We start from the raw sequence: 21,683 nt of genomic DNA, 5'->3' as shown, positions 1-21,683 counted from the left end.
AAAAAATTACTGATCAAGTTTTCGCAATTCCTTCTTAATCTCCGTCTTGGATTTCGTTTGATCATCAATCTTCTTAATGACTTTAGCAGGTGTCCCGGCAACTACTGTATTTGGAGGAACGTCTTCGGTTACAATCGCACCGGCTGCAACGACTGAACCTTTTCCAACCGTTACTCCTTCAAGAACGACCGCGTTAGCTCCGATGACTACTTCGTCCTCTATTACGACAGGTTGTGCGGAAGGTGGTTCAATTACGCCTGCTAAAACAGCTCCAGCGCCAATATGGCAGTCTTTTCCGACAGTTGCACGACCTCCCATAACAACGTTCATATCGATCATCGTTCCTTCTCCAACGACAGAACCAATATTGATGGAAGCGCCAATCATGATGATCGCACCGTCACCGATTTCCACCTGGTCACGAATAACAGCACCCGGCTCAATACGAGCGTTTACTTTTTTCGTATCCAACAAGGGAATCGCTGAGTTTCGGCGGTCACTTTCAAGCACGTAATCCTCAATTTGATCACTATATTTTTCAAGAAGCGGTTCAATCGCTTTCCATTCTCCGAAAAGAACCCCTGAATCACCAGTAATAAAGTCTCGTACATCTTCGCCAAAATCCAGTGTCGAAAGGTCCTTTCCTTTCACATAAACTTTAACAGGTGTTGATTTTTCACTATTTGAAATAAATGAGATAATCTCATTAGCATCCATTTGTTTCATATGTATCCTCCTTCAGGCACGTAGTTAATTACATTCTTTACTTTATCAAAGCACTGTTATCGTGACAAGAATTTATGTCTTATTTCCCTTTGGCAATTGTAAAATTAAAATCAGGCTGATGATCGCTAACACGAGCAATCCGATATAGACGAGCTGCAAACCAGACGTCAGTCCCTCTTTTAATACGTGCAAAGCCTGTTCACTTAACTCCCTTCTGCTTTCCTGATTTAATAACAAGTTCGTCGAATCCACTGAGAACTGATTATTTAAATGAGAGGCATTCAAAGCAGCCTGAATCCGGTTATTGAGCAGCCCGCCTAAAAGCGCGGCTCCAACCGCACTGCCTAATGTTCTCATAAACATATTCGTAGCAGTAGCGATCCCTCGCATCTCCCACTTCACAGCATTCTGAATGGAAACGATAAATGATGTTGTGGAAAGACCCATCCCAATTCCAATAAACAGGGAGCCCATGGCCGCAAACACCGGACCTCGTTCAGGTGACAACAAGGAGAAAATCCCGCCGCCAACAATGAGCGAAGCCCCTCCAAGAATAGAAGTGGCCCGAAAACCAATTGTTAAGACCAGTCTTCCCGCTAATGTTGAGGCAATCGGCCAGCCAATCGACATCGTCGTCAGGGTAAACCCGGCCACTGTTGCCGACTTCTCCATCACACCTTGCACAAAGGCCGGCAAATAACTGGAAACGCCAATCAAGATCATTCCAGAAGTCAGTGAGGTTAAATTGGCGTATTTAATCGCACGCACCCGCCAAATTTCAAAGGGCATCATCGGCGAAGATGCCCTTTTTTCATGGAACAAAAAGATGATAAAGCTGCTCATGGCCAGCACGATTAAGATTCCCATTTCACGGGACAGCCAGGGAATGCCCACGCCGCCTTCCACCAGAATCAACATGGAGAGACTGACTGTGACCATCGTTAACAACGAACCAACTAAATCCACCGATTGTTTATCCTGTGTCCGGTCTTCTTTAAAAAACCAGACAATCCCGATCATCGCAAGTAACCCAAGCGGAATATTCATCCAGAATACGTATGGCCAGCTTAATACATCCACAAAAAAACCACCTAGCAGCGGTCCTGATACAGCTGAAATCCCCCAGACGCTGGACAAATAACCTTGAATTTTGGCGCGCTCTTCCTTCGTGTACAAATCACCAACGATCGTCGTGGCAATCGGCATTAAAGCACCAGCTCCAAGCCCCTGAACCAACCGCGCCGCAATTAAAAATAACATCGTCTGGGACAGTGCGGCCATCGTGGACCCCGTCAGAAACAATCCGATTCCGATCAGAAATATCGGCTTGCGGCCTACAATATCGGCGAGCCTTCCGAACAGTAATACCGTAGCAGCATTCGTAAGCAAATAAGCGGAGAAGACCCAGCTGTACAAGCTAAATCCGCCTAGATCCGCTACAATGCTGGGCATAGCTGTAGACACGATCGTTGCCTCAATCGCCGCCAGAAACATCGCCAGCATAATTGAGGCTAGTACGAGCCCGCGCTTTTGCTTTTGTTGTAGTTGCTGAACTTCCTCCATACGCCATCATCCCCAGACAAACAGAAGACGCCTGCAAGAGGCGCCATCTTCCATATATTTGAGTTGTTTATTCGCTATATTCTTTTCCATGATTCATGATAATGTTTGCTGAATTGTTTTAAAATGGTTCTCCTCGTAATTATCCCGTCAAATTCTCCTTCACCATTTGTAACACAAATAAAGGGATGATCAATCAACTTGTGTAAAGCATCAATCATCGTATCATTTCGATGCAAACACGGAACACTTTCATCGACCACTTCATTCACTGTCATATCATTCAATCGATTCAATTCAAACTGTTCGAGCCCGAGCGTTTCTTCAAGGATGATTGTCTTGCTGATGGTCCCCTTGAATTTGTACATTTTATCGACGACAGGTACAGCCGAATAGCCGGTTTTCACCAAAACGAGCAAAGCATGATCTAACGGATTCCCTATCTGAACATGAGCGACTTTCTCTGCTGGAATCATTAACTCTTCAACTAATGGAATTTCAAGCTTTTTACTTTCTACACTTACCATAAACACCACTCCTTTTTAGCAAACAATTGAAGGAGCAAGAAATAACGCTCACACGCATGTAATCTAATAGTAACATAGATACGAGAGTCAAACTAACGCAATATTCGACATTATTTGACCTTTTCAACATGATTTGCTCACCCTTCAATTACCCAGAATTCTTATAGAGGTAAACCTTAAAATTAATTTAACTTTATAAAATAAGCTGAAGCGTCTATACTAATTAAAAATGACTTTAAGTAAGGATGAACGGACCATGGGCACACACATTTTTTCAAAACGTGAAGAAATCGCAAACGCCATCACTCACGGTGTTGGGGCCATATTAAGTATAGCTATGCTCACTCTGCTTATTGTATTTGCCAGCTTAGGAGGAAATGCATGGGAGATCGTTTCCGTGACGATTTACGGAATTACTATGCTCGTACTTTATGTTTCTTCCACTCTTGTTCATAGCTTTCCACCGGGAAAATTCAAAGACCTGTTTGAAATCTTTGACCACTCAGCGATTTACCTATTTATTGCAGGGACCTATACTCCCCTTCTTCTCGTACCGCTAAGGGGTACACTCGGATGGACGTTATTTGGAGTGGTATGGGGAATTGCGCTTGCGGGAGTCATCTTCAAAATCTTCTTCGTTAAACGATTCGTCGTACTTTCGACTGTATTTTACGTGCTCATGGGCTGGCTGATTGTGCTCGCCTGGGAGCCGCTCACAGAGGCTGTCTCCTCCACCGGGATTCTTCTCCTCGTGTTAGGCGGACTCGTTTATTCAATAGGTGCGATCTTTTACGTATGGAGAGGCTTTACCTATCACCATATGGTCTGGCACTTAATGGTGCTCAGCGGATCAATCCTTCATTTTTTCACCGTATTTCTATATATCCTGTGAATTTGCTAAAAGCCGCTGTGCCATGCAGCGGTTTTTCTTATGATTTTTATCGGCGCTCACCGCCGGGCGAGACCGGCGGTGAGCGCCACCCCTTCACGTGATTATTAATTCTTATCGAACAGAATGGAACGTGGTATAATGGCGGGAGTATTATATGAAGGGATTCTTCACATGAAATTAACACGACGCAGCTTCATAAAAAAATTTCTAGTAAGCGGATTAGGGCTGCTCGGATTGAGCGGCGGTAGCTATTACTATGCCCGTCATATTGAACCACACATGCTTGATAGAAAAGAGTACACGATCAGCCATTCAAACATACCGCGTTCGTTTAATAATTTTAAGATTGTCCAATTTTCTGATACTCATATTGGTTTTAATTATGATTTAACAGAGTTTGAGCAATTAATTGATACCATAAATGCTGAAAATGCAGATTTAATCGTTTTTACCGGTGACCTTGTAGATAAGCCGCACACGTATCGATTTGACCAGAGGATTCCACAGCTGCTTCGGAGATTGAAGACACGTTATGGAAAGTACTGGATTTACGGCAACCATGATCATGGTGGATATGGAACAGAGACAGTCAAAGCAGTTATGGAGGATGGAGGGTTCCAACTGCTGCAAAATAGTGTATCCATGGTCGATAATGGCCAGGATACCTTTGCACTGGCGGGTTTAGATGATGTCATGCTTGGGTCGCCCAATATTTCAGCAACTACTGCTCAAATTAAGGGGGATCCTTTTACAATGCTGCTCGTACATGAGCCTGATGTAGCAGACCAAATGCAGCAACATGGGATTGATATCCAGCTGTCCGGCCATAGTCATGGCGGTCAGATTCAACTTCCATTCGTAGGAGCGCTCGTAACTCCGCCTTATGCAGAGACCTACATTGAAGGAAAATATACGATCAGTGAGCTTCTCACGCTCTACGTAAGCAGGGGGATTGGAACAACCCGCCTGCCGTATCGATTTATGTGCCGTCCTGAATACTCAGTTTTTCACCTCCAAGCGAAGCTTTAACATTTTTGTGACATTACCTGAAAGAAGCTCGGTACATGATAGAATAAAAGAACTACCAGTTGATGGAGGATAAATCATGAAGAATATCATATTGATCGGTGTTTTAGGAGGACTGTTGCTCCTAACATCATGCGGCTCTCCAATTGAAGAAAATATGTCCCGGGAAGTAGGCGAATTTACCGCTACGACGCAAAGTGGTGAAAAGATGAACTTACCCGAGGATCTAAAAGGCGACTATTGGATAGCTGATTTTATTTTCACAAGTTGTGAAACCGTATGTCCGCCGATGACAGGGAATATGTCGCATTTACAGCAGCGTTTGAAACAAGAAAATCTTGATGATGTAAAACTTGTATCATTTTCCGTTGATCCCAAGCACGATACTCAAGAGAAACTCAAGGAGTTTGCGGATGCCTATCAGCCCGATTACGATCAGTGGAGCTTTCTAACCGGCTATACATTCCATGAAGTTAAGGAATTATCGATAAAATCGTTCCAGTCTCCAGTCTCTAAGATGGAAGGTTCTGACCAAGTGGCCCATGGGACAAGCTTTTATTTAGTCACACCTGAGGGTGACGTGATTAAACAGTACAGCGGGATGAAAGCGGCCGAGATCGATCAAATTATAGCAGATTTAAAGAAATTAAAGTCATAGATCATTTTGCAAAATAGACCATTCAGCCATGATATTCATACAATGGTCATGCAGACGTCTAGAAAGGAGAACATGAATGAGAGAAAAACAGTTGTCCAACCGTGAAATTGCCGAATCACTATTTATCGTCAATCGGCACGCGAAGACCGCCCCTGAGCCTAAACATCTCTATGAAATTAAAAAATCAACCATTACTAAATTATTAAAGGAACGAAGAGCGAAAAAAATTGGTTTGCATTTTTCAGACCATCCTAAACTGAGTAAACAGCATTCCACGCTTCTTATAGAGGTCGGCGGATACTATTTTCACATTCCAGCTGAAAAGAAAGATTTCAATCAGTTAAAGCACCTTGGCAAGGTAGACCAATCGTATCGCAATCCGAAACCAAAACTCTCCTTGTCGAGAGCAAAGCGAACGCTGTACAACTATTTAGGTTGGGACCACGAAAAGGCCCCCACTTCTTACTCACCTTCCTCCCATCCTAACCTGTCCATGCTTGGACAGCAGCATATTGCCCCGTGGAACCAGCGTCCCAAACGATAACTTAGAGATAAAAAGAGAGCCAGGCAGCAGCCCTGACTCTCTTTTTTCTTTTGACGACCCATGTTTCAAGGCCTTCCAAATAAGGTATAGGTACCTTTAGGAGGGGTGATTATTTATGACCATGAATCCTATGGACGATTTTCTGTATCAGCTTAATAAATATGTGGAGTATTCTACGGAATTGAGATCTTCCTATGAACATCTAACAGAACATGAGAAAAGCATCATCCGCGAATCTCACCCGTATGGCTCTGAACCAGAAACGATCACTCAACAAGCTTACAACTGGCATGATACGCTGTTTAAAAAGGTGGAAAATGAAAAAAGCCGCTCCTAAGTGGAGCGGCTTTTCATTTTATATGCTGGTCAATGATCTTGATTAGTTCCACTATTTCCGGTTTTGAGATCTGGGCATCGGCCCCTGCGATCTCCCCTTTATGCTTCAGGTCATTCGTAATTAAGGAAGAAAAAATGACGACCGGAAGTTGTTGAAGCTGCGGATCTTCCTTAATTCGACGGGTTAAATGGTGACCGTCCATCCGCGGCATTTCAATGTCTGTGATCACTAATTGATACTCTTCCTGTATCGTCCTCCCGTCAGCTGCCATTTCAGCCAGATGATCATAGGCAGCTTTTCCATCTTCAAATGATGTCGTATGTATGTAACCAGCTTCCTCCAGCGTTTCTTGCAGCAGCCCGCGCAGCAATCCTGAATCCTCGACAATAAGAATCTTTTTGTCAGAACGCTCCCGTGCACCCAGGACGCGAATATCAGCTTTGTTTAAGCTTGATTCCGGACTAATATCCGCCACAATCTTCTCAAAATCCAGCAACAGCAACATGTCGCCCTCTTTTTTAATGACTCCGGTAATTTCCGTCTCTAACCCTTGATACATTGTTCCCATTGTTCCTGGCTTTTCAATCGATTCCCAGGAAATACGATGAATTTGTGTAACTGTATGAACGTGAAAAACGATTTTGGTCTGATTAAACTCAGCAAGAATAAACTTGTCCTGGTGTGGATTGAAAGAGTCTTCAAAACCTAGGGCGTGAGCAACGTCCACAACCGGCACAACCTCACCTCTAATATCAATGATCCCCTCAACGGCTGGATGAGAGTGAGGAATTTTCGTAATCGGTACTGGATTTAAGATTTCCTTTACCTTAATCACATTGATCCCAAACCGGCTTTCTGCGACACTGAACTCTACAATTTCCAGTTCATTTGTACCACTTTCTAATAAAATCCCTTGATCTTTCTGCATCCGCTTCCCTTCCCTCTCTATAAAACTTCTAGTTAGGTAAATTATACCACAACTAAAGAAAGGAACGAACGAATTTTCACAGCAAAAGTCATATTTTTAAGCCACGCGTTTCTTAGAGCGAACTCTCCATCTCACCATAATCACCTTCGATATTCCAGCAATCACTCGAACCGCGCCGTAACTGCTGATCGCAAGCAAGCTGACAGACCAATAATAGGATGGCAGAAAGGTTGATTCGGTGCCCATCGCATATCGATCGACCATTTGCAGAAAACAAAATGCCAGAACAGCCGTGATGCTATACCCGAGCAGCGTGAACCATTGTTTAACAAGCAGCCATTCCATAATCGGTTTGATCACAAACATGATGCTGGCTGTCAGCAGAAAGACGAGGACAAATTGAATATGCAAGCCGTTCAACCCAAATATTTGCAATACGTCCTGATCAAGCCATTGAATGACTCGATCCAAGAAAGAAACATCTACCCATTGATTCATAATAGGACCCTCACTTTTGTGTAATTATCCCCATTATGATCGTTGAGTTTCCAATCTATACCTTTTCACCCACAGGATATAATCCCTTATTTTTCATCCACTTCAGCCCTTCTCTCCTGCTTAAAGGACGTAACTCTGTCGATTCGATAAAAGCAATCACAGATTCTGGAGCTGTTTTACTGTACTCACGCAAGATCCACCCGATTGCTTTTTCAATGAAAAATTCCTTCTCATGTTTTAATGTATGGATCGTTTGATACAGCAGCTCCTCGTCTGTCTGATCCTTAAATTTAAGTTGATTCAGCAGACTCGCTCTTCTTACCCACAGATGCTCCGAGCTGGCCCAGCTTTCCGTAATCGCTGGTAACTCCTCCCTATAATGCAGCAAATAGTTTCCGCACAAATTGGAGGAAATCATATCAACCGTGTCCCACCAGGGCTTTAACGTCAATAATTGCTTATAAACCGCAATAGCTGAGACAGAGGGCTGTTTAGAGACTTTTTCAAGTAACGCGAGAGCTGCATAATGACATTCCCTTTCTTCTTCTTGAAAAAGTAATAAAGCCGTATCAACACGTTCACTATAGGTGATTGAAGCATAAGATTTCAGCCATTGCTTCACAAGCTTCGAGCGCTCCGGTGTCTTGATGCCGTAAAAAGGGAACTGATTTTTCATATACTTCTCCATCGCCTCGTGTTGACCAGGATTCCGATGAGCCTTAAATTCGTTCACAATCGCGGCCTTGACCTGTTGAGTTTGTTCCATATGAGCCTCCTTAATTTACGTTTGAATAAATTTTGCAAGCTGATCACTTTGCTGCTCAGCCTCCTGGTAGCCTTGCATATAAAGCTGATGCAGACGCTGTCTATTTTTCTCAATGCGGCTTACTTGCAATGGGGATTGAGGGCGTAATACAAACACCTCGCCAGCTTCTTCCATCTGCTGAATTTTTCTCAAGGTCGCATTGTATTTTTGATGACGAATTCGTAAAGCATGGGCAAACTTCGGGAAGTTTTTGTATTTGCGGGTGAAATACCAATCCATTTTCATCTTTTTTTTAATATAACCGTCATTCCTCGTCAGCACGATCACATGCTTCTTATTTCCCGATTCAATTGACGGATTGATCGGAATCGGATCAGCTATTCCACCGTCCATAAGCTCTTCCCCTAAATAAGAAATACTTGGAGCTAAGAGCGGCAGCGAGCTTGACGCCCTCATCACTTTAAGTAAGCTTGTCCGGTCAGGAAAATGGTTGAAAAATTGCGGCTCACCCGTTCGCATATTCGTCGTACCCACTACAAACTCCGTCGTCCTGGATAAAAAGGCGTCATAATCAAACGGCACAAGCTGATTAGGGAGCTTATCAAAAATAAAGTCCATCCCAAACAACTGGCGCTCTGTGAACATTCGCTTGAACGATATGTACTCGGGGTGATCCCCATAATTTACCATCACTTCATAATTCCTGCCCCGCTGCGCAGCCACATAAGAACTGCCATTACAAGCACCTGCTGAAGCCCCTACCACATAAGGAAAATGGATGGCTTCATCAAGAAAAAAATCAAGAACTCCCGCCGTATAAGCCCCGCGCATTCCTCCTCCTTCTAATACTAAACCTGTTCGATCCAACACCGTCAACCTCCTTTTTCTATGTAAAAAATTATAACGCTCATAACCATTTCTTTGAAGCAATCCGAATTGAGCGCTACATCGATTAGTTAAAAGGTAAGCCGCTAAACTATGTGCATACAAATGTCACTTCAAGCAAAAATTAACCTCAAACCAAAAGGAGGACTTTTACTAATGAACAAAGAACGCGCCAAAGAAATCTTCCACTCCCCTGAGATGATTGATGTGACTCACGAGGAGCGCCAAATCTATATTGAAGAAGTGATTGAAAGAAGCGAAACCGCCCGCATTCATCCTGTTGATCAGCCGAACGTTTATCAGGAAGTTCCTTTGTATGAATTGAAGGAGACAATGGAGTAATTTTAAAAACATCCACTTCAGCTCTAGTTGGAGTGGATGTTTGATTATTGAGTGGTTGAGGCGATGATTCTGACATAACTCATTAGAATTCTTACATGTAAAGCTCATTTCTTTGTTAGAGCCACAACTACTGGTCTAATTTTATTGCCCTTGTTGCCATGAACGTTTTAATATACTTATCCAAAACCCTACTTCCGCCAAAGTCGTCCTCGTAAAAACCCGAAATGACAAACCCTGCATCCAATTGACCTTGAAGTTGGTCTTCCAAAGTATGAGCATATTCAATGGTTTGATCAGAATTAATAAACTCCTGAACCTCCTCTTCTAACAAATAATCTAACGTAGATGAAGGGATAGGATGTTTTACATCAAGAATACCTTTTCTCTCCTGGCTATCGTCAAAAATCCATAGAAGAGGATTCGTAAACCCTGAAATCAGTATTCCGTTATTTTTTAAAACTCTCGACGCCTCTCTCCAGACAGGACACACATCTTTTACAAACAAATTAGAAACTGGATGGACGATGAGATCAAAATATTCATCATCAAAATCACTCAAATCAGACATATCCCCTTGAACAGTTTTCAAGGTTAACTGATCACGCTTAGCAACCTCTTCATCCTGCTCCAGCTGCTTGATAGAAATATCGGTCACAGTAACATCCGCACCTGCAGCGGCTAGAACCGGAGCTTGTTGCCCACCACCTGAAGCCAGACAAAGAATTTTCAACCCATTTAATGATTTCGGAAACCAATTTCTCGGTACTGATTTTTCCGTTGTTACAGTTATTTCCCAATCACCAGCTTTACTTTTTTCAATGACTTCGCTGCTTACAGGTTTAGTATAGGCCGCACCTTCTTCAACTTTCTTGTCCCAAGCATTACTGTTGTGTTGTGTAGTATCCATGGGCATCTCCCTTTCATAAAAATTCCTTGCTTGCAGTGTTCGATTGTGAGCTCTCATCGGCCCTTGATAATAAAATTCTACTCTTTACTTGCGACGGCTTCAAAAGTAACTATTACGTTTTTAGTTCATTTAGTAACTTCCCACTCTCCACTATCATATTTTTATAATCAATTCCTGTCCGAACCGATATAGCCACAAAGACCACCATTATTAAAATGAGAAATATCCGAGACCAGGTGGCTGATATATGTACACGCTTGAGTGGAATATCAAATTTCACTGAGATAACTTTTAAACAAATGCTAAATAGTAGAGCCAAAACTAAAACCACTACTGAAGCAAACGTTTTTTAAATTCAGATTCCATTACCTTAGCTGCGACTAGTGTATCGTTAGGAATGTCCAAGCGTGATTCATTTAATATATATTGACTGGACACACTGCCTTTCCAGTCATATCTTTCAATAATGATTCTACTTTCCATATCTTCAATATTAACCCCAAAAGGAACATTGTAGTTTCCAAAAGAAAAATAATTAAATACAATAAGAATTCCACAGAGCATACATATTTCGGCCCCAAAGAATATTATTTTCCCCTTCTTCATATCTTCTCTTTCTCCCTCCCACAAAGGAAAAACTCAGGAGAACCGTTGATGTATGGGTTAAGCCTAATTAGAGCCGAGAAAATGTGTTGGCAATACCTTGTCACTACCAGAGTTAACTCTATAAGCTTTAGCATTTTTCCTTGAACTTACAACTTTATTTATTTCTTGATCAATATAATGAATAGCAACTCCATCATCTGCAGCTATACCCCCATGCAACCTCTTCTCTTTAATAAATTTTTTGTACATCGTTCTTCTTTCCGGTTCTCCATCGTAATGAGGACAGTTACTACCTTTTAGCAACCCTAAACATGTAATCGGTTCAAGACCAGTACCGTATGAGTCTGTTATTCCTTGCTCGAACCAACAAATAGATCCAGCACTAATGCCGGCTAAGACAATACCTTGTTTCCATGCTTGTCTCAACATGTTATCCAGCTTCCACTCTCTCCATAGAGCTAATAGGTTTTTCGTGTTTCCTCCCCCAACATAAATAATGTCCTTCTCTAGAATAAAAGTTTCTAAGTCTCTAGTAGGTGGATTATATAAAGAAAGATGAGAAGGTTCACACGATTGATTCTTAAAAAAGTTATAAAACCTTGTTATGTAATGATCTGAATCTCCACTAGCGGTAGGAATAAAACATATCTTAGGGATTGTTTTATTGACTTGATGTAATATATATGTATCTAACAAAGGGTTTTCCGGTTCCATCGAAAAGCCCCCGCCACCTAACGCAATAATCTGCCGCATGAATTCGCTTCCTTTCAATAACTTTTAAGCCAGTTGAAAATAAGAGAATGAATGGACTGCTTTTTAGCCCATTCATTGTTTAAGAACTTTTAGTACTGTTCATCAATAAACCATCTCAACTATTTTATTAATCCAGGCACGGTCTTCTTTCAAACCAGCTTTCTTACAAAGGGAATGATGAACCTTTTTAAACTCACAAACGATACCTTTCATGACATCTGAAATTTCTAAGCCATCTCTTCCGCAATCCCAATTACTAAGAAGCGTCTGCTGCCAATTATCTAATTTACTTCTTTCTCCTTCATATTTTGCCCAATCTCCAAAACTATTGGGCTGGATTCCTTTCTCCATGTACCAGCCCATTGCCACTGATAAGCGTAATTTATCAATACAATTTATGGCATAATAGTACTCTTTTCTCATAACTCTCCGGTATGCTTCATGTAAATAAGCAAAAAACTTAACTCTCCAAGACTCTATTTCGTCAATCGTTGGTTCATAATATAAAGCCATCGATTTACCCAAAGTACGTGTCATTAGTTCATCCGTATCCTTCATTATTTTTATGTTCTTCAACCAAATTGAAGGTTGTATATCCTCTGGCTTATAATAAAAAGTGTCCACTTTTATAAAGCAATCATAATGAGCAACTGTGTAAATTGATGATGGGTTTATGTCTTCAACAAAAAGGATTTTTCCCCATTTTTGGGGTCGAACCGCTTTGTTCAAAATATACTCCTTTAGCTTTTCAGGTTTCACAACCACTCTTACGTCGATATCAGAATAAACATCGGTGTTCCCATTGCCAAGAGAACCACCATAAAATAAAGCCACAACATTTTCGTCGTGTAATAGGTCTTTTTCAATGGAAGATAAAAGTTTTTTTCGATTGGCCGGTAGTGTTGTATCCCTTTGTTCATTTTTTCTATCAAATCCCGCTCATTTAAAACCACTCCTCTACTGGTTATCGTTCTAACTCTATTCAAGATTAACAGCCGTTTCTCCTTCTAGTTCAGCCTCTGGTAGTATAATTTTAAGAAAAGATCATCGATTTACACTAAAAATGGAACGACGTTAAGTAGTGATTATAAGAGATAACAAAGAAGTTAGCGTTAACCAACTTACAAATCGAATATTGCGACAATTGATTTCTTCCCTATAACCTGTCAAACTAAAAAGCGAAAGACACACTGACAAGAGGATGAAGGTGAAATATTGATAGAAGTTAGAACTTCCACAATTACTGATGACGAATTAAATAAAGGCGTATTCGCCACTCGCGATATTGCAAAAAATGAACTCATTCATGAAGCACCAGTGCTTCCTTATCCAAATGAGGAACATAAGCATATTGAGAAAACGTACCTTGCTGATTACGCATTTGAGTATGGAAGTAACCACACGGCATTTCTTTTAGGGTATGGGATGATGTTCAACCATTCGTACCATCCTAATGCTGATTACAGGGTTAACTTCGAGAACGACTCGTTCGATTTCTACGCGTATAAAGATATTAAAGCAGGGGAAGAAATCTTCATTAACTATAATGGTGAGGTTGAGAACGACTCCCCACTTTGGTTTAACGAAGAGGAAGAATAATAAACGATTGAACGAAGGATGCACCCATTCCCTGGGTGTTTTTTTATATCGTCTCTTCACAAATCCTTTAATTACGATACTTGAATAGTTTTGAAACTAATCACAAAAATAGAAAAGTAACTTCATTTACTGTAAAATAAGAAATGGTGACGCTATCATCACCAACAATGATACAAAGGGGATATGTTATGGAAACGTCGATTAGGCTTGCAGCGGTAGCGGTGTTAATTTTTCTAACAGCGTTTTTCGTTGCAAGCGAATTTGCGATTGTAAAGGTAAGAAGAACACGATTAGAGTCAAGGGCAGCCGAAGGAAATAAAAAAGCCCTGAATGCTCTTCGGGTAACAGGCAATTTAGACTACTACTTGTCTGCTAACCAGCTGGGGATTACGATAACCGCTCTGGGATTAGGGTGGTTAGGTGAACCGACTTTGGAGGCACTCCTTCATCCCTTACTAGCTGGATTCGATTTACCTTCTACAGTTAGCCATACCATTAGTTTTATAATTGCATTCTTTGTCATTACCTATTTACATGTTGTACTGGGAGAACTGGCACCTAAAACCATTGCCATTCAAAGGGCCGAACAGATTACATTAATGCTTTCGGGACCATTAATTCTCTACAGTAGAATCATGTATCCACTAATTTGGCTATTAAATGGTTCAGCAAACGCGCTGGTACGCTTATTCGGTTTTCATGCCGCTAAAGAATCTGAGGAAGTCCATTCTGAAGAGGAATTGCGTCATATTCTGTCGGAAAGCTATCAGCAAGGTGAAATTAATCAATCAGAATTTGAATATGTCGACCGCATTTTCGAATTTGACAATCGAACGGCAAAAGAAATCATGGTTCCTCGTACAGATATGTCTGTAGTTGATATTGAGGATCCCGTTGAAGAATCTTTACAATTTATGGACAAGGAGCGTTTCACACGTTATCCAGTTTACCGTGATGATAAAGATCACATTATCGGTATTCTTCATTTAAAGGAACTGTTTTATAAAGACTGGAGTCAGGTCGAATCACTTGAGCCATATATTCGTCCTGTTTCGAAGGTTTTTGAAAATATACCGATTCATGATTTATTAATAAGAATGCAGAAAGAAAGGACCCATCTCGTTGTCCTGACGGATGAATACGGCGGCACATCGGGCATGGTCACCAGCGAAGATATCATTGAAGAAATTGTTGGGGATATTAGGGACGAATTCGACCAGGATGAGGAGCGAGAGATCACGCCCCTCGAAGACGGTTCTTATATATTAGACGGGAAAGCTTCTATCCAATCGGTTAATGAATACTTTGACATTGAACTTGAAAATGGAAGTGTTGATACGATTTCTGGCTGGATTTTAAATCAGAACATTGATGCGAAGGAAGGAACAACTGTCTCCAAACACCCACACTACTTTAAGGTAGCAACAATGGTTGATGGTCAAATTAAGAAAGTTAAAGTGTGGTTAGAAAACGAATCATAGCAATTCTCATCACATAAAAAAAGACCGAGTGCTCGGCACTCGGTCGAAGAAACCTGCTTTGCCGTGTTGATCAGCAGTTGAAAATGGTTAAGAAATAGTCACCTCACGTTCCGGAGCAGCTGACTATTTCTTTTTTAAATTATCGATCATTTTTTTAAGTCATCAACATACTTCTTTCCCTCTATTAGAGAAAGCCCTAGAGTTTCCCTCGTTCTTTTAATAGCTTTTATATCTTCACCCTCTGCGATAAGTTCGCGCAATTCATCATTGATAGGATTTTCCGGCAAGGTCATATGGTTAGTGACCTGATTCAACGTATATTTCAGCCCCTTCACGCGACCATCTAAATCAATAATCTTGCGAAGCAAATAAACGATTCCTGCTAATAGTGCCAAGTCTAAATAATCAAATACCACTCTAATTCTCCCTTCTGAATCCAATCATTCATGAATATGTATTTCATCCATTATTGAGTGATAACCAACGTAACTTTTTATAAAATTTCTAATCATCCAATATCTCTCTATTCTTCTTATAAGAGCGTTTGAGCGAAACGTAATCAAGCGTGAACATAAAAATCATAGCTAATACTGTTGGACCAATGATATCGAGAGCCTCCAACCAGCTGTCCGGGACACCTTTAGATATGAGAGTAAAAACAAAAAGTAATAATCCAAAAAGTAAAACTTTTTTCAAATTAACCCGTCCCTGCCTAGTGTACTGCTTTTGATTGGAGACATTAGTATGTTCGATGCCCGAAATACTATAACGCACATATGTATAAATCATTACCCCCACTGCTGTTAAAAGTGCAGTAAACGTCCCACCAGGAAATTCCCATTGTAACCAATAAAGATTCACAAATGAATACACAAACAACAGCCCCGTCGCAATCACTGCCGCTTCAGCTAAAAAATATAAAATACGAATACGTTTGTATTCATCATCTGGCAGAAGATAATTCAGAAAAGAACGCACCATGATTATAATTCCTCCCAAAAAAGATCATCCAAAGTTTTACCGAGTTCCCTGGCAATAGAGATACATAAATTTAAACTAGGATTATACTTGCCTTTTTCAATTAACCCAATTGTTTGCCTTGTCGCTTTTACCCTTTGGGCAAGCTGAGACTGGGTAAGTCCTTTTTCCACTCTTGCCACTTTTATTTTGTTCGTCATTAACTCACCTATCTTAGGGAAAATATATGTTTCATTATGTTATATATATATTACATTATCACCATATTAAATTGCAAATGATGGTATTTGTTGGACTTGAAATTTATAGGGACAAAAGAAAGAGCAATCTCCCATCAGGATTGCTCTTTCTTTTGTTAGCTAACCATTTTGATTAATTATCTAGTCGAGGTAGGTAGAAAACTGGATTGAAAATAAAATAAGCAGCGTGATGCCGACAACGAGTGATCCAAGATGAAAGAACTTTTGCGTTCTAGACTCCTCTTTAAACTTTTTAATCGTTATCAAAGGAAATAAGGTTAACAACACGCCAAATAGAAGAACCTGGCCCACAGCCCTTCACTCCCTCATTACAATGGTAAAATGACTTTTAAACATTTTAAATAAGCTACAACCAACTAACGCGCAGGATCCATGGCTAGAATTAATTGCCCGCCATTATGATAAACCACTCTAGTAATTTTATCGTCTTCATTCACATTTACTCTCCCCCTCATTTCCATAGATTCTTCTTCTGATCCCTCTTTTTTGTAATTAACATCAACGGTGAAATCGTAAGCAGTTTCCGTAGTTTCGTTTTGCTTAACAGTAACGTCCTTTACTTCCATTTGATACCCATTTCGAAACGCAGTCATATGAAATCCTGTTGGGAGGTTTTTGTTAAAAAATATCGTATAATAATCATCAGTGAAATATGAATTGAGAGCTTCTTCATAATACGCCATATAATCCTCAAATGCTGCTTTCCCACCCCGTTCGTAAATGGCAGCCAATTCATCCTCAGGTCCGGTAAATATTTCTTTGACAACCGTCTCAATATGAACCACGTTTTCATCTTTTTCAGGGGACGCAGATAAAGAGCAGCCGGCCATAAAACAGAATGCTCCTGCCAATATGATAAACGTAAGTACACGCCCTCTCATTTGTGATGCCTCCATTTAAAATTTTGTTACTTATCCTACGTTTACAATATTATTAGGTTTCGGAATTTTCTAAATTTATGTAAATTGTCACGGACACTATGGCAAAAAAATAAGAACTTCTTCTTATTTGTTGAAGTTCCTAAGCAATTTTCAATTGAAGAGAATCAATAACCTATTACACACTATTTCAACCAATGGTCTGGTTTTTCCAAATAGCTGGGAATTTGAGTGAATCGATTTCCCTTCGCGGAATTGAGTTGTGACTGTGTTAGAAAAAGTACCTCTTTCAAGTTAGCGGCACTTAAATCTGCGTCTCTAAGATCTGCACCGATAAAATCAGCTTTTCTCAAATCACTATCAGATAAATTAGCGGCAATCATTAATTTCCCTCTAAAATCTGCCCCTCGTAAGTCCACGCCTTTTAGGTTGGCCCCAATATAATCTAAATTTTTCTTTTGACTGTTATTCCTATAATTGGTACGAAATAACCTGCTTGTCTCGATCAATAGCACATTCACTTTGTTTCGATGTGCCACAATATCAAGTTCTAATATCTCCTTAGGGGTTTGTGTGGTTAGATCAACTGTATCTTCATAAATTTTGTGCAATCGAGCTTGAATAGATTGAGTTTCCGTTAAACTCAGAGCCTGTTTAAGATACCAGAGCATCTCATGTAATTGTTGTACTATAGGGAATACAGCAAACATCTCTTTCGCACGTTCAGGTTCTCCCCGCCACTCATGCCCCTTATAAATATTTTGTGAAACATGCTGTCCGGCGCCAAAACATTCATAAGACACACAACCTCGGAATCCTTTCTCTCTTAATTGGTCATGTATCGAACATAAATGATTGGCACATAAATGTTGGCACGGCTCTCCACCGTCTTTTTTAGTGGGAAAATCTGCTGATTTCACATAAGGCAAGGCTACACAGCATAACCCAAAACAATTCTCGCAGTCTGATTTTAATTCATCAAACATTAATAACACTTCCTCTAGTTTTCATAGTCTACGTGAAGTATATATGAAAAACTTTCCTGCTAATAGTGGCAATCTTACCAAATATTCTCACAACACAAACAATTCAGTAATTATTACACATTACAAAGTTTTTCATGAAATAGGATGCCATCCAAAACTCCTTCCTGCTCGGGGTAGATTTGGTTATGGAACAATTCCAACCAGTACAGAGTAACCTCAGCTTTCCTGCTCTAGTGCAGCAAAGTCCCAAACATAACATAAAGCCTAATTCCCCGGTTACAAACCGAAAAATTAGGCTTACCTATAATCCTATTCATGAAGGCACGAAACAGAAATTGCAGGTTCACATGATCGAGTGCTATTTGTTCATCTACCGGTAATCATCGTGCCTTGGCTGAAATAAATCATCCTGTGCCCTTCTCACATCAGAAAAATGATCAACATTGTAATGACCATCAAGAATATCATTATGATGCCCGATAATTTGCTCAGCAGACAACGTTGAGGAATCAGTTGTTGAATGCCCATCCTGAACTAACGTGACATCAAATCGATTAACAGTGGCCATTCTTACCGCAGTATCCACGCAATGTTCTGTTTTGCACCCCATAACCACTAGGTGCTCTACCTTTTCTTCTGTTAAATAGTTCAACAGCGGGGTTCCATAAAATGAGTTTGTTGCTTCTTTATCAAAGATTTCGGCCCCAGTCGGAACTTTTATGTCCCGGTGGATCTGAAACCCTTCCCCTTTGCCTTCTGCGACATCTTTATCTCGTATAAAAACAACTAATGATTCCGATTCTACCGCTTTATTGATAACCAAGTTGATATGTTCAATGAGCTTTTCTTTTTGAAATACACACTTTTCTTCTTCGTTACCTTCTATTAATTCTTGTTGAGCATCGATAACTAATAAAGCTTGTTTCAATAGGATAACCCCTCTTCATTCTAGTTTAAATGCTAAAGTTTTCATTCCTCAATTTTTCCTCAGAAAGGATTGAAGTAACGATATGCCGGGAGTCCCATTCACCCTCAGATATTTCGATGATAGGATAATTTTTTGGAAAAAGTTGTTGATCGATTTCGGTAACGGTAAGCCCAGTGTTATGGAGGTGTTTTACTTCCTCGCAGAGATGTTCAAGGTATTCAAGCTTCTGTTTCATCAGGTTTTTCCCATTCTTAATGTAGCCGGCATGACAGCAGAATACCGCTTCAAAATCATAAGTAAGCAGCGTGCGAATCGAGTTCATGATAAGGGAGATCGATTCATTTTGCATAATGACCTTCGTTTTCGGCATTACGTATAAATCACCGGTGAACAACCGCCCTGTGTTTTCATGAAGCAGTGCGATGTGGTCATCGGCGTGACCTGGTGTATAGATTACACGCCAGTCTTCATGTCGTGATTGAACCGTCTCTCCAATCGGCTGGGCCTTGAATGGTTCTCGGATTCCCCAGGTATGCTGACGATACTTCGGATAAGTGCAGGGTTCGGCACATGTACTCACTCCCTTTTCATGAATATATAGGGGAAGATTTCGATTTTCCTGCAGCCATGCAGCTGTTCCGGTATGATCTTCATGGCTGTGTGTTAAGATGACCAGATCAATCGATTGGTTTTCGTAAATGGGGATCAACTCAGATTCCAGAGTTTGTGGTCCGGTATCGATCACCATACCGTCTGTTAAAAAGGAATAAATCATACCCGCTTTGCGTCCAGACTTGATGACTTTCCCCTCTATACAGGTTACGCCCTCTCGTTCATATACATCGATCATCGTTCTATGTCACTCCTATCTCTCATTGCCAAGTTCTGTTCTTATGGGATTTCAAAGTCTGTTCTGATTCTTAAATCGTACCACAGCTCCATTAAATTTCAATCTTTTCTGAAAATTAAAACCATTGCACATAATTTTGGTCTATTGCATATATTTCCGCTGAATTGCACTTTTTCCATGTTAGTTGCTCGAATTGAATGTCATAAATAACTGCACCCATCTATTACGTAATTGCATATTTGGCAAAGAACAGTTCATGCATAGCACATAGAAAAAGCAGCCACGCTATGCGGCTGCTTTCTCACTGTGATATGATCAATTTACAAATTTAGATTTATCCGTAGTTTTCGTTCTTTTTTCATCGATCTGCTTGTCGATTTGTTCTAAGGCTTGTTGATCATTCAAGAGCTGTTCTTTATTTTGATTGACCAGCTCTTCAAAAGAGATTCGATTGGGTCTCATGACACAAACTCCTTTCTCAATTACTACACTTTCATTATATCAAATAAAGAAAGTAATAAATCTTAATTGTTTGAACATTTTGTTAACATTTAATTTGGGGGCGACAATATGGAGCGTTTTATTAATCCACAACTAGCAACGATACAAATCTCGGGGATTCGACAATTTTTTAATATGGTTAGTCAATATGAAGATGTTGTGTCGTTAACGATTGGCCAGCCGGATTTTCCGACGCCGGATCATGTCAAACAAGCGGCCGTTCAGGCACTTGATGCCAATCATACGAGTTATACGCACAATGCCGGTCTGCTGGAGCTGCGGGAAGCGATCAGCCGTCATGTTCAGGAAAAATACAAGTTATCCTATCGAGCCGAAGATGAAGTGATTGTAACGGTTGGGGCATCCCAGGCGATCGATATTACGCTGAGAACTATTTTACAGCCTGGAGATGAAGTACTGCTTCCGGGTCCGGTTTATCCAGGGTATGAACCGCTTATCAAACTGGCAGGAGCGACGGCTAAGCATGTAGACACGAGCCAGAACGGGTTTAAACTCACAGCTGATTTAATTGAGCAGACTGTGACACCAAAGACGAAGTGTGTCATTCTGCCTTATCCATCCAACCCGACGGGAGTGTCGTTATCAAATGAGGAATTAAAAGCGATCGCGGAAGTCCTTAAGGAACATAACTTGTTTATGATAGCTGATGAAATTTACAGCGAACTGACGTATTCGGCTCCACATACATCGATTGCTTCCCTTCCCTCTGTCCGGGATCACGTGATTGTCGTAAATGGGGTGTCGAAATCGCATTCGATGACAGGATTTCGAATCGGGTACTTGCTGGCTCCAAGCTGGTTAGCCAAGCATATCCTTAAAGTACATCAATACAATGTGTCCTGTGCCACTTCAATTAGTCAGTATGCCGCACTTGAAGCGATCGAAAACGGCCAGTCCGACCCGATGCATATGAAAAAGGAATACGAAAAAAGAAGAGCTTATGTGTTAGAACGACTCGACCAGATGGGGCTGCGTTATCAGGAACCTGATGGAGCTTTTTATGTTTTTCCGGAGTTTCCATTAGAAGGAATGAGTTCATTTGATAAAGCTGTACAGCTGGTAGAAGAAGCGGGAGTCGCTCTTGTGCCCGGAGACGCTTTTTCTCAGTATGGAAATGGCTATATGAGGCTTTCTTATGCTTATGGAATGGACACCTTACAAGAAGGGCTGGACAGGCTAGAACAATTTATGGATACAAAAGCGCAAATACCCAGTAGACACGACTGAGAAAGTTGTACTAAGATCG

General features: G+C 40.7%; 29 protein-coding genes. 9 read left to right on the top strand and 20 right to left on the bottom strand.

All coding sequences use genetic code 11. The annotated features are described in order from the left end of the window. Nucleotides 1–6: 6 nt before the first annotated feature. The 3 genes from dapD to cbpB form a co-directional block, all read right to left on the bottom strand. Nucleotides 7–726 (bottom strand): 2,3,4,5-tetrahydropyridine-2,6-dicarboxylate N-acetyltransferase, encoded by a 720-nt coding sequence (gene dapD / locus B5354_RS15335; RefSeq protein ID WP_079529679.1) that lies wholly within the window; start codon nt 724–726, stop codon nt 7–9. 72 nt (nt 727–798) lie between these two features. Further along, nucleotides 799–2,289: an MDR family MFS transporter gene (locus B5354_RS15330; protein WP_079529678.1), complete on the bottom strand. Its 1,491-nt coding sequence runs from the start codon at nt 2,287–2,289 to the stop codon at nt 799–801. A 74-nt stretch (nt 2,290–2,363) separates the two neighbouring features. Beyond that, the gene (gene cbpB / locus B5354_RS15325; RefSeq protein ID WP_079529677.1) at nt 2,364–2,813 is read right to left on the bottom strand and encodes a cyclic-di-AMP-binding protein CbpB; all 450 of its coding nucleotides are present in this window, start codon (nt 2,811–2,813) and stop codon (nt 2,364–2,366) included. 256 nt (nt 2,814–3,069) lie between these two features. Between cbpB and trhA the strand changes: the two genes are divergently transcribed. From trhA to B5354_RS15300, 5 genes are all read left to right on the top strand, one after another. Continuing rightward, nucleotides 3,070–3,705, top strand: coding sequence for a PAQR family membrane homeostasis protein TrhA (gene trhA / locus B5354_RS15320; RefSeq protein WP_079529676.1), 636 nt, complete (start codon nt 3,070–3,072; stop codon nt 3,703–3,705). Between the two features lie 171 nt (nt 3,706–3,876). Then, the gene (locus B5354_RS15315) at nt 3,877–4,734 is read left to right on the top strand and encodes a metallophosphoesterase (RefSeq protein ID WP_079530602.1); all 858 of its coding nucleotides are present in this window, start codon (nt 3,877–3,879) and stop codon (nt 4,732–4,734) included. Nucleotides 4,735–4,810: 76 nt separating this feature from the next. Beyond that, complete coding sequence (locus tag B5354_RS15310; RefSeq protein ID WP_079529675.1) at nt 4,811–5,389, top strand: SCO family protein; 579 nt, start codon at nt 4,811–4,813, stop codon at nt 5,387–5,389. A gap of 76 nt (nt 5,390–5,465) precedes the next feature. Continuing rightward, nucleotides 5,466–5,933: a YkyB family protein gene (locus B5354_RS15305; RefSeq protein WP_079529674.1), complete on the top strand. Its 468-nt coding sequence runs from the start codon at nt 5,466–5,468 to the stop codon at nt 5,931–5,933. A 115-nt stretch (nt 5,934–6,048) separates the two neighbouring features. Next, complete coding sequence (locus tag B5354_RS15300; RefSeq protein ID WP_079529673.1) at nt 6,049–6,270, top strand: hypothetical protein; 222 nt, start codon at nt 6,049–6,051, stop codon at nt 6,268–6,270. A 13-nt stretch (nt 6,271–6,283) separates the two neighbouring features. Here B5354_RS15300 and B5354_RS15295 read toward each other — a convergent pair whose 3' ends face one another. From B5354_RS15295 to B5354_RS15280, 4 genes are all read right to left on the bottom strand, one after another. Next, the gene (locus B5354_RS15295; protein ID WP_079529672.1) at nt 6,284–7,198 is read right to left on the bottom strand and encodes a chemotaxis protein; all 915 of its coding nucleotides are present in this window, start codon (nt 7,196–7,198) and stop codon (nt 6,284–6,286) included. 96 nt (nt 7,199–7,294) lie between these two features. Continuing rightward, nucleotides 7,295–7,696 (bottom strand): hypothetical protein, encoded by a 402-nt coding sequence (locus tag B5354_RS15290; protein ID WP_079529671.1) that lies wholly within the window; start codon nt 7,694–7,696, stop codon nt 7,295–7,297. A 55-nt stretch (nt 7,697–7,751) separates the two neighbouring features. Next, the gene (locus B5354_RS15285; protein ID WP_079529670.1) at nt 7,752–8,462 is read right to left on the bottom strand and encodes a DNA alkylation repair protein; all 711 of its coding nucleotides are present in this window, start codon (nt 8,460–8,462) and stop codon (nt 7,752–7,754) included. Nucleotides 8,463–8,477: 15 nt separating this feature from the next. Next, nucleotides 8,478–9,332: a patatin-like phospholipase family protein gene (locus B5354_RS15280; RefSeq protein ID WP_342743017.1), complete on the bottom strand. Its 855-nt coding sequence runs from the start codon at nt 9,330–9,332 to the stop codon at nt 8,478–8,480. Between the two features lie 171 nt (nt 9,333–9,503). Here B5354_RS15280 and B5354_RS15275 point away from each other — a divergent pair, with 171 nt between their 5' ends. Continuing rightward, nucleotides 9,504–9,689, top strand: a complete 186-nt coding sequence (locus B5354_RS15275) for an H-type small acid-soluble spore protein (protein WP_079529669.1) — start codon at nt 9,504–9,506, stop codon at nt 9,687–9,689. A gap of 127 nt (nt 9,690–9,816) precedes the next feature. Here the strand turns inward: B5354_RS15275 and B5354_RS15270 are convergent, their stop codons facing one another. The 4 genes from B5354_RS15270 to B5354_RS15255 all read right to left on the bottom strand — a co-directional run bounded on the left by B5354_RS15270 (nt 9,817) and on the right by B5354_RS15255 (nt 12,822). Further along, complete coding sequence (locus tag B5354_RS15270) at nt 9,817–10,596, bottom strand: class I SAM-dependent methyltransferase (RefSeq protein ID WP_079529668.1); 780 nt, start codon at nt 10,594–10,596, stop codon at nt 9,817–9,819. A 330-nt stretch (nt 10,597–10,926) separates the two neighbouring features. Beyond that, a complete protein-coding gene (locus tag B5354_RS15265) occupies nt 10,927–11,202 on the bottom strand; it encodes a hypothetical protein (RefSeq protein WP_079529667.1) in 276 nt (91 codons plus the stop codon). 63 nt (nt 11,203–11,265) lie between these two features. After that, nucleotides 11,266–11,955, bottom strand: a complete 690-nt coding sequence (locus B5354_RS15260) for a Type 1 glutamine amidotransferase-like domain-containing protein (RefSeq protein WP_079529666.1) — start codon at nt 11,953–11,955, stop codon at nt 11,266–11,268. A 102-nt stretch (nt 11,956–12,057) separates the two neighbouring features. Next, nucleotides 12,058–12,822: a nucleotidyltransferase domain-containing protein gene (locus tag B5354_RS15255; RefSeq protein ID WP_139377150.1), complete on the bottom strand. Its 765-nt coding sequence runs from the start codon at nt 12,820–12,822 to the stop codon at nt 12,058–12,060. Nucleotides 12,823–13,170: 348 nt separating this feature from the next. Between B5354_RS15255 and B5354_RS15250 the strand changes: the two genes are divergently transcribed. Beyond that, on the top strand, nt 13,171–13,554 hold the full coding sequence (locus B5354_RS15250; RefSeq protein WP_079529665.1) for an SET domain-containing protein: 384 nt from the start codon (nt 13,171–13,173) through the stop codon (nt 13,552–13,554). 188 nt (nt 13,555–13,742) lie between these two features. Then, on the top strand, nt 13,743–15,035 hold the full coding sequence (locus B5354_RS15245) for a hemolysin family protein (RefSeq protein ID WP_079529664.1): 1,293 nt from the start codon (nt 13,743–13,745) through the stop codon (nt 15,033–15,035). A 146-nt stretch (nt 15,036–15,181) separates the two neighbouring features. On the opposite strand, the gene B5354_RS15240 is transcribed toward B5354_RS15245, so the two are convergent. The 9 genes from B5354_RS15240 to B5354_RS15205 form a co-directional block, all read right to left on the bottom strand. Then, complete coding sequence (locus tag B5354_RS15240) at nt 15,182–15,451, bottom strand: hypothetical protein (RefSeq protein WP_079529663.1); 270 nt, start codon at nt 15,449–15,451, stop codon at nt 15,182–15,184. Nucleotides 15,452–15,539: 88 nt separating this feature from the next. Further along, nucleotides 15,540–16,016 carry a hypothetical protein gene (locus tag B5354_RS15235; protein ID WP_079529662.1) on the bottom strand — a complete coding sequence of 159 codons (477 nt, stop codon included), beginning with the start codon at nt 16,014–16,016 and terminating at the stop codon, nt 15,540–15,542. Between the two features lie 2 nt (nt 16,017–16,018). Next, nucleotides 16,019–16,213 (bottom strand): helix-turn-helix transcriptional regulator, encoded by a 195-nt coding sequence (locus B5354_RS15230; protein ID WP_079529661.1) that lies wholly within the window; start codon nt 16,211–16,213, stop codon nt 16,019–16,021. A gap of 180 nt (nt 16,214–16,393) precedes the next feature. Then, nucleotides 16,394–16,564, bottom strand: coding sequence for a hypothetical protein (locus B5354_RS20560; protein ID WP_176142511.1), 171 nt, complete (start codon nt 16,562–16,564; stop codon nt 16,394–16,396). 65 nt (nt 16,565–16,629) lie between these two features. Continuing rightward, nucleotides 16,630–17,154, bottom strand: a complete 525-nt coding sequence (locus B5354_RS15225) for a hypothetical protein (RefSeq protein ID WP_079529660.1) — start codon at nt 17,152–17,154, stop codon at nt 16,630–16,632. 182 nt (nt 17,155–17,336) lie between these two features. Continuing rightward, the gene (locus B5354_RS15220) at nt 17,337–18,137 is read right to left on the bottom strand and encodes a pentapeptide repeat-containing protein (protein ID WP_079529659.1); all 801 of its coding nucleotides are present in this window, start codon (nt 18,135–18,137) and stop codon (nt 17,337–17,339) included. Between the two features lie 370 nt (nt 18,138–18,507). Continuing rightward, entirely contained in the window at nt 18,508–19,065 is a 558-nt protein-coding gene (locus B5354_RS15215; protein WP_079529658.1) for an isochorismatase family protein, read from the bottom strand. 25 nt (nt 19,066–19,090) lie between these two features. Further along, complete coding sequence (locus B5354_RS15210) at nt 19,091–19,915, bottom strand: MBL fold metallo-hydrolase (RefSeq protein WP_079529657.1); 825 nt, start codon at nt 19,913–19,915, stop codon at nt 19,091–19,093. A gap of 315 nt (nt 19,916–20,230) precedes the next feature. Next, nucleotides 20,231–20,377: an FbpB family small basic protein gene (locus B5354_RS15205; RefSeq protein ID WP_079529656.1), complete on the bottom strand. Its 147-nt coding sequence runs from the start codon at nt 20,375–20,377 to the stop codon at nt 20,231–20,233. 108 nt (nt 20,378–20,485) lie between these two features. On the opposite strand from B5354_RS15205, the gene B5354_RS15200 reads away from it, so the two are divergent. Continuing rightward, nucleotides 20,486–21,664 carry an aminotransferase A gene (locus B5354_RS15200; protein WP_079529655.1) on the top strand — a complete coding sequence of 393 codons (1,179 nt, stop codon included), beginning with the start codon at nt 20,486–20,488 and terminating at the stop codon, nt 21,662–21,664. The last annotated feature ends 19 nt before the right edge of the window (nt 21,665–21,683 follow it).

The sequence above is a fragment of the Halobacillus hunanensis genome, assembly GCF_900166655.1.
Lineage (GTDB): Bacteria > Bacillota > Bacilli > Bacillales > Halobacillaceae > Halobacillus_A > Halobacillus_A hunanensis.
The sequence above is the reverse complement of the archived record's forward strand: the minus strand, read 5'-3'. Positions and strand labels throughout refer to the sequence as shown.

What these genes read in the sequence shown, in the direction of transcription:
- B5354_RS15205 (WP_079529656.1), bottom strand. Translation starts at nt 20,377, where the DNA reads ATGAGACCCAATCGAATCTCTTTTGAAGAGCTGGTCAATCAAAATAAA.
- B5354_RS15235 (WP_079529662.1), bottom strand. Translation starts at nt 16,016, where the DNA reads ATGGTGCGTTCTTTTCTGAATTATCTTCTGCCAGATGATGAATACAAA.
- cbpB (WP_079529677.1), bottom strand. Translation starts at nt 2,813, where the DNA reads ATGGTAAGTGTAGAAAGTAAAAAGCTTGAAATTCCATTAGTTGAAGAG.
- dapD (WP_079529679.1), bottom strand. Translation starts at nt 726, where the DNA reads ATGAAACAAATGGATGCTAATGAGATTATCTCATTTATTTCAAATAGT.
- B5354_RS15330 (WP_079529678.1), bottom strand. Translation starts at nt 2,289, where the DNA reads ATGGAGGAAGTTCAGCAACTACAACAAAAGCAAAAGCGCGGGCTCGTA.
- B5354_RS15270 (WP_079529668.1), bottom strand. Translation starts at nt 10,596, where the DNA reads ATGGATACTACACAACACAACAGTAATGCTTGGGACAAGAAAGTTGAA.
- B5354_RS15230 (WP_079529661.1), bottom strand. Translation starts at nt 16,213, where the DNA reads ATGACGAACAAAATAAAAGTGGCAAGAGTGGAAAAAGGACTTACCCAG.
- B5354_RS15315 (WP_079530602.1), top strand. Translation starts at nt 3,877, where the DNA reads ATGAAATTAACACGACGCAGCTTCATAAAAAAATTTCTAGTAAGCGGA.
- B5354_RS15245 (WP_079529664.1), top strand. Translation starts at nt 13,743, where the DNA reads ATGGAAACGTCGATTAGGCTTGCAGCGGTAGCGGTGTTAATTTTTCTA.
- B5354_RS15295 (WP_079529672.1), bottom strand. Translation starts at nt 7,198, where the DNA reads ATGCAGAAAGATCAAGGGATTTTATTAGAAAGTGGTACAAATGAACTG.
- B5354_RS15305 (WP_079529674.1), top strand. Translation starts at nt 5,466, where the DNA reads ATGAGAGAAAAACAGTTGTCCAACCGTGAAATTGCCGAATCACTATTT.
- B5354_RS15310 (WP_079529675.1), top strand. Translation starts at nt 4,811, where the DNA reads ATGAAGAATATCATATTGATCGGTGTTTTAGGAGGACTGTTGCTCCTA.
- B5354_RS15290 (WP_079529671.1), bottom strand. Translation starts at nt 7,696, where the DNA reads ATGAATCAATGGGTAGATGTTTCTTTCTTGGATCGAGTCATTCAATGG.
- B5354_RS15300 (WP_079529673.1), top strand. Translation starts at nt 6,049, where the DNA reads ATGACCATGAATCCTATGGACGATTTTCTGTATCAGCTTAATAAATAT.
- trhA (WP_079529676.1), top strand. Translation starts at nt 3,070, where the DNA reads ATGGGCACACACATTTTTTCAAAACGTGAAGAAATCGCAAACGCCATC.
- B5354_RS15220 (WP_079529659.1), bottom strand. Translation starts at nt 18,137, where the DNA reads ATGTTTGATGAATTAAAATCAGACTGCGAGAATTGTTTTGGGTTATGC.
- B5354_RS15265 (WP_079529667.1), bottom strand. Translation starts at nt 11,202, where the DNA reads ATGAAGAAGGGGAAAATAATATTCTTTGGGGCCGAAATATGTATGCTC.
- B5354_RS15260 (WP_079529666.1), bottom strand. Translation starts at nt 11,955, where the DNA reads ATGCGGCAGATTATTGCGTTAGGTGGCGGGGGCTTTTCGATGGAACCG.
- B5354_RS15210 (WP_079529657.1), bottom strand. Translation starts at nt 19,915, where the DNA reads ATGATCGATGTATATGAACGAGAGGGCGTAACCTGTATAGAGGGGAAA.
- B5354_RS15225 (WP_079529660.1), bottom strand. Translation starts at nt 17,154, where the DNA reads ATGAGAGGGCGTGTACTTACGTTTATCATATTGGCAGGAGCATTCTGT.
- B5354_RS15275 (WP_079529669.1), top strand. Translation starts at nt 9,504, where the DNA reads ATGAACAAAGAACGCGCCAAAGAAATCTTCCACTCCCCTGAGATGATT.
- B5354_RS15200 (WP_079529655.1), top strand. Translation starts at nt 20,486, where the DNA reads ATGGAGCGTTTTATTAATCCACAACTAGCAACGATACAAATCTCGGGG.
- B5354_RS15285 (WP_079529670.1), bottom strand. Translation starts at nt 8,462, where the DNA reads ATGGAACAAACTCAACAGGTCAAGGCCGCGATTGTGAACGAATTTAAG.